Origin of the sequence: Novosphingobium sp. HII-3 (assembly GCF_002916655.1) — a bacterium.
GTDB lineage: Bacteria > Pseudomonadota > Alphaproteobacteria > Sphingomonadales > Sphingomonadaceae > Novosphingobium > Novosphingobium panipatense.
The window spans coordinates 38,374-45,689 of the sequence record NZ_PPSM01000020.1 but is presented as its reverse complement, the minus strand read 5'-3'; the positions used below and the strand labels follow the sequence as shown (position 1 = coordinate 45,689).

The window sequence follows — 7,316 nt, the reverse complement described above, 5'->3', positions numbered from 1 at the left end:
CACCTGACGGTGCGCGTCGTCGTCCGTGGGCCCCTCCTATCGACTACCGGGATAACCGCCGCGCTGCCGAAAGGTGGGGTCAATATTGGGCGCCGATAGGGGGTCAGTTTTGCGCGCCGGTTGACAGCGGGCGCCATAATACCCGCCGCCCGGGCCACGGCGGACTTCCAGCAGGCCTTCGTGCTCCAGCACCCGCGCGACCTGCTGGAGGGTCACGATACCGACCTCAAGCGAGCGCGCCAGTTCATGAAGCGACCCGATCCGCTCCCCCTCGGCCACCGCGAAAATGCGCTCGCGCAGCACAGCAGTCGTCCGCACAATCAGATTGGCCTTCTTCACCGACACGCCATCCTCGAATTAAATGCCTATTATTACCTGCCTCCGCTGATATTCCGGGTGAATAGGTGTAATTCAAGTCAATTGACCACCTATTTTCCGGCCGATAGCCTCGCGAACAAAGAACGGCGGTCCACCGCCAGCGGAGAGGAGATCAGGATCATGGGCTTTCGCATGCCCGACATTTCCCTGCCCGAACATGCGCTCATGATCGGCGGGAAGGCCGAGGCGGGCGGCACGGGGGAGGCCTTTGCCCACATCTACCCCGCAAGCGGAGAGAAAACGCGAGAGATCAGGCTGGCAAGCGCCGCCGACGTGGACCGGGCCGTGGCCGCCGCGAAGGCGGCGCAAGCGGCGTGGCGCGCCATGCCCGGTGACAAGCGGCGTGACCTCATGCTGAAGCTGGCGTCCACAATAGAGGAACGTGCGGCGGAGATGTCCCCCCTGCTGACGGCGGAGAACGGATCCATCCTCCTGGCCGGACCGCACATGAGCGCCGACGCTGCGCAAAAATTCCGCTACTTCGGCGGCTGGGCCGACAAGCTCGAAGGCCGCACCGTGCCGACCTGGGGCGGGCCTGCCCATGACTACGTCAGCTACGAGCCTTATGGCACGATCGGCGTCATCGTGCCCTGGAACGGACCGCTTTTCGCCGCCACGATGGTGATGGCTCCCGCCCTGGCAGCCGGTAACTGCCTGGTCCTCAAGGCCCCCGAAACGGCGCCGTGGTCGCTTATGAAACTGATGGAACTGGTGCAGCAGGCCGGTTTTCCCCCCGGCGTCGTCAACCTGGTGACAGGCGGACCGGACGTGGGCGCCGCGATGGTCGAGCATCCGGGCATCGACAAGATCGAATTCATCGGCAGCGGTGCCACGGCGCGCAAGATCCTGGGCAGCGCGGCGCCGGCCCTGAAGCCCGTCGGCCTTGAACTGGGGGGCAAGTCCGCAGTCCTCGTGTTTGCCGACGCCGACCTTCAGGCAGCGGCCAAGCGCGGGCTGTCGGGCGGGGTCAGCGCGAACGGACAGGGGTGTGTGAACGGCACGCGACTGCTCGTGGAACGCACGATCTACGAACCCTACGTCCAGATGCTTGGGGCTATGGCGGGTCACGTAAAGGTTGGCGATCCGTTCGCGATGGACACGGTCATGGGTCCGGTCATCTCGGAGACTGCGCTTGAACGGATCCACGGACTGGTGAGGCGCGGCGCTGCCGAAGGTGGGCGCGTGGTCTGCGGCGGAGAGCGCATGGGCGGTGATCACGCCGGCGGCACGTTCTACCCGCTCACCATCCTTGCCGACGTGGCGCCCGGTAGCGAAATCGCGCGCCACGAGGTCTTCGGGCCTGTGCTGGTGGTCACGCCGTTCGACAGCGAGGAGGAAGCCGTCGCGCTGGCAAACGGCACCGACTACGGCCTCGGCGCCTACGTTCACACGACCAACCTCGCCCGCGCGCACCGGGTCGCCGGTCAGATGATGGCCGGGCAGGTTCAGGTCAACGGATCGGGCGAGGCAATGACGCCCTGCGTGCCTTTCGGCGGGATGAAGCATTCAGGCCATGGCCGTCTCGGCGGGATCGAGGGCCTTCGCGAATTCCAGCAGGTGCGCAACGTATGGATCAACCTGCAATGACCCTGCTCGACCCGAGGGACCGCAGCGCCCGTGGCCTCGCCATCGAGGGGGACGTCACCGGCCGGGCAGCCGCCGCGCCTGCCACCCTGCTCGAGGAGTCCTGGCGCGACTTTGTGTTCGCGGAAGTGTGGGCGCGCCCCGGTCTTCCGCGCCGCGCGCGCTTCCTTGTCGCGATGGCATCGGCCGCCACCTGCGGACTCGCGGATACGCAGCTGGACGACTTCGTGCGCGGCGCCCTCACGACCGAGGCCCTGACGCTGGTTGAACTGCGGGAGGCCGCGCTTCACCTCGCCGTCTATTCCGGCTGGGGGAACGGGGGCCGGTTGGACCGTGCCGTGACCCGGATGTCCAAGGAACAGGGGCTCGCGCCTGCCGAGGTCCCGCCGATCCGTTCCGCGCCCTGGGATCCGGAGGAACGCGTGGCCCAAGGACACGCAGCCTTCCACAAGGTCATGACCTTCCCGCCCGGACCGCCTTCGAACCCGTACCTGGAAGGCATCAACAACTTCGTCTTCGGCGAGATGTGGCGGCGCCCGGGTCTCGACGAGCGTTCGCGGCGATGGATCACGCTTGTGGGTGTGTGCGAATCCGGCGCCGACATTCCGATCCGCAGCCATATTCACGCGGCCATGGCGAGCGGCAACTGCGAACCGGCGGAAATGCTCGAGTTCGTCCTGCAGTACGGCACACACGCGGGGTGGCCAAAGGCCTCGCGGATCAACGGAGTGGTGCTGGACATGATCGGCAAGGTCGAAAATGGGCTGCCCTGGCATGGCTGACGTCGGGTTCATCGGCCTCGGTTCGCAGGGCGCGCCCATTGCCGTGCGCATGATGTCGGGCAACCGCCTGACCGTCTGGGCACGGCGCCCCGAAGCCACAGCGCCTTTCCGGGAGAAAGGTGCCGATGTTGCCGCCTCGATCGAGGAGCTTGGCGCCGCCTGCGAGCACGTGGGGGTCTGCGTCGTCAACGACGCGGACGTGCGGGAGGTCTGCGGACGGATCCTGCCCGCGATGCGGCGCGGCAGCCTGCTGGCGATCCATTCGACGGTCCTTCCGCAGACCTGCGAGGATCTCGCGCACGCCGCAGCGGAACGCGGAGTCCTCCTGCTCGACGCGCCAGTCAGCGGGGGCAGCCCTGCCGCTGAAGCCGGCACGCTGACGGTGATGTGCGGTGGCAGCACAGCTGCCTTCGATCAGGCGCTGCCCATCCTGCAGACGTTCGGCCAGAAGATCGTCCTTCTTGGCGAGGCGGGCGCCGGCCAGCGCGCGAAGATCGTGAACAACGCCCTTCTCGCCGCCAACATGGGGCTGGCCTACAGCGCTCTTGCGCTGGCGGAAGGCCTTGGCGTCGCGCGCTCGGCGATGGCGGATCTGATCCAGCATTCGAGCGGCCGCAGCTTCGGTTTCGAAGTCTTCGCCCGCCTCCCCTCCCCTTCGGCGTTCGCGCACGGGGCGGGTCTGCTCTTCAAGGATGTGAACCTGCTTGGTGCCATCGCGCACCAGGATAACGCGCTTGCGACAGCGGCCATGCCGTTTCTGAAGGCGACCGGCGTGACAAGGGAGAAGTTATGATTTTCGAGAATCTGAACCTGTCCGGCAAGGTCGCGCTCGTCACCGGCGCTGCATCGGGGCTGGGGCGCGCCACCGCCATCAAGCTTGCAGCCGAAGGCGCCAGGCTCTGGCTGGTCGACGTCGCGGCGGAGGGCCTTGCCGAGACGGTGGAGCAGCTCGGATCGGCCGATGTCCGCAGCGAAGTGGCCGACCTGTCCGACCCCGCCGCCTGTCACGCCGTGGTCGCCCGCGCCGTTGAGGCGTACGGTCGGCTCGATGCGCTCTGCAACGTGGCCGGGCTGATCTACCTTGCCAACACGCCGGACATGCCGCGCGACCGGTATGAGCGGACCATCGACGTCAATCTCAACGCACCCTTCTTCCTCTCGCAAGCCGCCATACCGCACCTGCTGGAAACGAACGGCGCCATCGTCAACGTCGCCTCCTGCGCCTCCTACATCGGCGAAGCCTATGCCGCGGCCTATTGCGCCAGCAAGTGGGGCCTCGTCGGAATGACGAAGGCCATGGCCATGGAGTTCCAGAAGAAGCCTATCCGCATCAACGCGGTCGCGCCTGGCGGCATGATGACGAACATCGCCGCGAACTACGTGCCGCCGGAAGGCTGCGACATCGAATTGCTCAAGCGCTTTTCCGGGATGCGCGGGCTGGTTGAGGTGCAGGACGTGGCCGACCTCATTGTGCTGCTCGCCTCGGAGGCCGGGCGCGGTTTCCACGGCGCGACCCTTTCCATCGACGCCGGCATCACTGCAGGCTGAGGAGACGACGATGACGTTCTCGCTCGATCAGTTCCGGCTCGACGGCAAGGTCGCCGTCGTGACCGGTGCCGGCGGCCGCGGCAATTCCATTGGTCGAGCCTATGCCATGGGCCTTGCGCAAGCCGGCGCGACTGTTGTGGTGGCTGACCTGAACGGCGAAGGCGCCCAGGCCGTCGCCGCAGAGATCACCGAACGGGGCGGCAGGGCGCTGGGGCTTCAGGTGGACGTTGCGGACGAAGGCTCCGCGCTCGCGATGGGGGCTGCCGCGAAAGACGCCTTCGGAGGCGTCGACATCCTCATCAACAACGCGGCGCTGATGGTCGATATCAGCTACGACAACTGCGAAACCGTGAGCCTGGACGCCTGGAACCGCGCTCTTGCCGTAAACCTCACCGGTGCGCTGCTGTGCGCACGGGCCGTTATCCCGTCGATGCGCGAACGCGGAGGCGGCCGCATCGTCAACCAGACCAGCGGCGGCGCCTTTCCCGCCACCGGCCTCTACGGGATCTCGAAGCTGGCGCTGGTGGGGCTGACCACGAGTCTTGCCAAACAACTGGGCAAGGACGGCATCACCTGCAATGCGATCGCTCCGGGCAACGTCATGTCCGACGCGGGCAAGATGCTGGTGCCTGACGATTCCCCCTTCATCCGCTTCCTGGACATGACCTGTGCCCTGCGCGCCCGGGGCGAACCCGACGAACTGGTGGGCACGGCGCTTCTGCTCTGCTCGGAAGCGGGACGCTGGATCACAGGGCAGACCATTCACGTCGACGGCGGCTGGGTGCTGCGCCCGTAGCCGCCCAGACGGTCAGCAGCACTTTCCTCCGCCCGCACCACCGTACCGGGCCTGTTCCCGGTTCCGGAAGAACTCCACACGGCTCATCGGCGTCGCGTGCGGATGGCGCTGCGCCATGTGCGCCAGATAGGCGTCATAAGAAGGCTGTCCCACCATGAGGCGCAGCATGGCGCGCAGCGCTTTCATTCGGCCGGCACCATTTGCGCCGGGCTTTCGTTCACGATCGGCCGATCAGCGCGCAACGCCGCCAGGCACGTGCGTATCGTGAAGAACAGCAGGGACAGGACTACCGCCAGGAACACGGCACACAGCGCAGCATCGATACGGTCGTTGAAGACGATGGCCCGCATTTTCGCCATCGACTTCGCAGGCGCCAGCACCACTCCTGCCTCGATTGCCGCCGCGAAGCGTGCAGCGTGGGACAGGAAACCGACGGCGGGGTCAGCCGAGACGAGCTTGAGGCTGCCGGCGGTGAGCGTGCAGATCAGCAGCCACACGGTAGGCACGGCCGTGACCCACGCATAGCGCTGCTGCTTCATGCGGAAGAGCACCGTCGTCGCCAGCATCAGCGCCACGGCCGCGAGCATCTGGTTGGAGATGCCGAACACCGGCCACAGGGTATTGACGCCGCCCAGCGGGTCGGTGACGCCCTGATAGAGGAAGAAGCCCCAGCTGGCCACGCACAGGCCTGTGGCGACGACACCCGGCACCCATGACGTCCCCGCCCGGAATGACGGCACGACGAGGCCGATGAGGTCCTGCAGCATGAAGCGTCCGGCGCGCGTCCCGGCGTCGACGGCGGTCAGGATGAACAGCGCCTCGAACAGGATCGCAAAATGGTACCAGAACGCCTTCATGGCGGTTCCGCCCAGGATGTGGCTGAAAATCTCGGCCATGGCGACCGCCAGCGTCGGCGCTCCGCCGGTGCGGGAAACGATCGTATGCTCGCCCACGTCGCGCGCGGTCTGAGCCAGGGTTTCAGCGGAGACCGGATAGCCCATTGTGGTGACAGCCTGTGCGGCGCTTGCCGGATCGCTGCCGAGGACGGCAGCCGGGCTGTTCATGGCGAAGTAGATGCCGGGATCGAGAATAGAGGCCCCCACCAGCGCCATGATGGCGACAAACGCCTCCATCAGCATCGCGCCATAGCCGATGAAGGGCGCGTCGACTTCGCTGCCGATCAGCTTTGGCGTGGTGCCGCTGGCGATCAGCGCATGGAAGCCGGAGACTGCGCCGCAGGCAATCGTGATGAACAGGAACGGGAACAGCGAGCCCGACCAGGCGGGGCCTCCGCCATCGACGAACGGGGTCAGAGCGGGCATTCGCAGGTCCGGCGCCATGACGACGATGCCGATGGCCAGCGCCGTTATTGCCCCGATCTTGAGGAAGGTGGACAGGTAATCGCGCGGAGCGAGCAGCAGCCAGACCGGCAGGATCGAGGCAAGGGCACCGTAGCCGATCAGGATCCAGCAGAGCGTCTCGGGCGTGAATGTAAACAGCGGTCCCCAAAAGGGGGAAGCGGCCACGTTCTGGCCGAAGACGATGGCCGCGATGAGGCCTAGGAAGCCGAGCAGCGAAACCTCGCCGATACGGCCGGGGCGGATCCAGCGCGTATAGACGCCCATCGCCAGCGCAAGCGGGATCGTCGCCGCGACGGTGAACATGCCCCAGGGACTTTCCGCCAGCGCGCGAACGACGATGAGCGCCAGCACGGCCAGGATGATGACCATGATCAGGAAGGCACCGGCCAGAGCTATCGTGCCCGCAACCGGCCCCATCTCAAGGCGGACCAGTTCGCCCAGCGACTTGCCGTCCCGCCGCATGGAGATGAACAGGACCATGAAGTCCTGCACCGCTCCCGCGAGCACGACGCCGAAGATGATCCACAGCGTGCCCGGCAGGTATCCCATCTGTGCTGCCAGCACAGGCCCCACCAGTGGCCCCGCCCCGGCGATCGCCGCAAAGTGGTGCCCGAAGAGCACGCGCTTGTCCGTCGCCACGTAATCCAGACCGTCGGCGAGTGTATGGGCGGGCGTGGCACGAAGCGGATCCAGCCGCATGACGTTACGGGCGATGTACAGCGCGTAATAACGGTAGGCGACGAGGAAGCAGCTGACCGCCGCGACCACGATCCACAGCGCGTTGACCGGCTCTCCACGCGACGTGGCGAGGACCGCCAGGCCGATCGCGCCGACGATCGCAAGGAGAATCCAGGGGATATGCTTCAC

Annotated in this window: 7 protein-coding genes and 1 pseudogene; 5 read left to right on the top strand and 3 right to left on the bottom strand. The window is 66.6% G+C overall.

What is annotated here, in order from left to right:
* Positions 1-126: 126 nt before the first annotated feature.
* A pseudogene (locus C2R25_RS08900) lies at positions 127-345 on the bottom strand (transcriptional regulator); the annotation flags it as partial.
* A 153-nt stretch (positions 346-498) separates the two neighbouring features.
* On the opposite strand from C2R25_RS08900, the gene C2R25_RS08895 reads away from it, so the two are divergent.
* Genes C2R25_RS08895 through C2R25_RS08875 form a run of 5 tightly spaced genes read left to right on the top strand, consistent with a single transcriptional unit; the run spans position 499 to position 5,088 of the window.
* Positions 499-1,965 (top strand): aldehyde dehydrogenase, encoded by a 1,467-nt coding sequence (locus C2R25_RS08895; RefSeq protein ID WP_103728853.1) that lies wholly within the window; start codon positions 499-501, stop codon positions 1,963-1,965.
* Positions 1,947-2,744 carry a carboxymuconolactone decarboxylase family protein gene (locus C2R25_RS08890; RefSeq protein WP_233203863.1) on the top strand — a complete coding sequence of 266 codons (798 nt, stop codon included), beginning with the start codon at positions 1,947-1,949 and terminating at the stop codon, positions 2,742-2,744. The genes C2R25_RS08895 and C2R25_RS08890 overlap by 19 nt, the downstream gene beginning before the upstream one ends.
* Positions 2,737-3,537: an NAD(P)-dependent oxidoreductase gene (locus tag C2R25_RS08885; protein ID WP_103728857.1), complete on the top strand. Its 801-nt coding sequence runs from the start codon at positions 2,737-2,739 to the stop codon at positions 3,535-3,537. Before C2R25_RS08890 ends, C2R25_RS08885 begins: the two co-directional genes overlap by 8 nt.
* The gene (locus C2R25_RS08880; protein WP_233203860.1) at positions 3,534-4,292 is read left to right on the top strand and encodes an SDR family NAD(P)-dependent oxidoreductase; all 759 of its coding nucleotides are present in this window, start codon (positions 3,534-3,536) and stop codon (positions 4,290-4,292) included. Before C2R25_RS08885 ends, C2R25_RS08880 begins: the two co-directional genes overlap by 4 nt.
* A gap of 10 nt (positions 4,293-4,302) precedes the next feature.
* Positions 4,303-5,088: an SDR family oxidoreductase gene (locus tag C2R25_RS08875; RefSeq protein ID WP_103728851.1), complete on the top strand. Its 786-nt coding sequence runs from the start codon at positions 4,303-4,305 to the stop codon at positions 5,086-5,088.
* Between the two features lie 12 nt (positions 5,089-5,100).
* Here C2R25_RS08875 and C2R25_RS08870 read toward each other — a convergent pair whose 3' ends face one another.
* The gene (locus tag C2R25_RS08870; RefSeq protein WP_103728850.1) at positions 5,101-5,274 is read right to left on the bottom strand and encodes a YbdD/YjiX family protein; all 174 of its coding nucleotides are present in this window, start codon (positions 5,272-5,274) and stop codon (positions 5,101-5,103) included.
* Entirely contained in the window at positions 5,271-7,316 is a 2,046-nt protein-coding gene (locus C2R25_RS08865) for a carbon starvation CstA family protein (RefSeq protein WP_103728849.1), read from the bottom strand. The genes C2R25_RS08870 and C2R25_RS08865 overlap by 4 nt, the downstream gene beginning before the upstream one ends.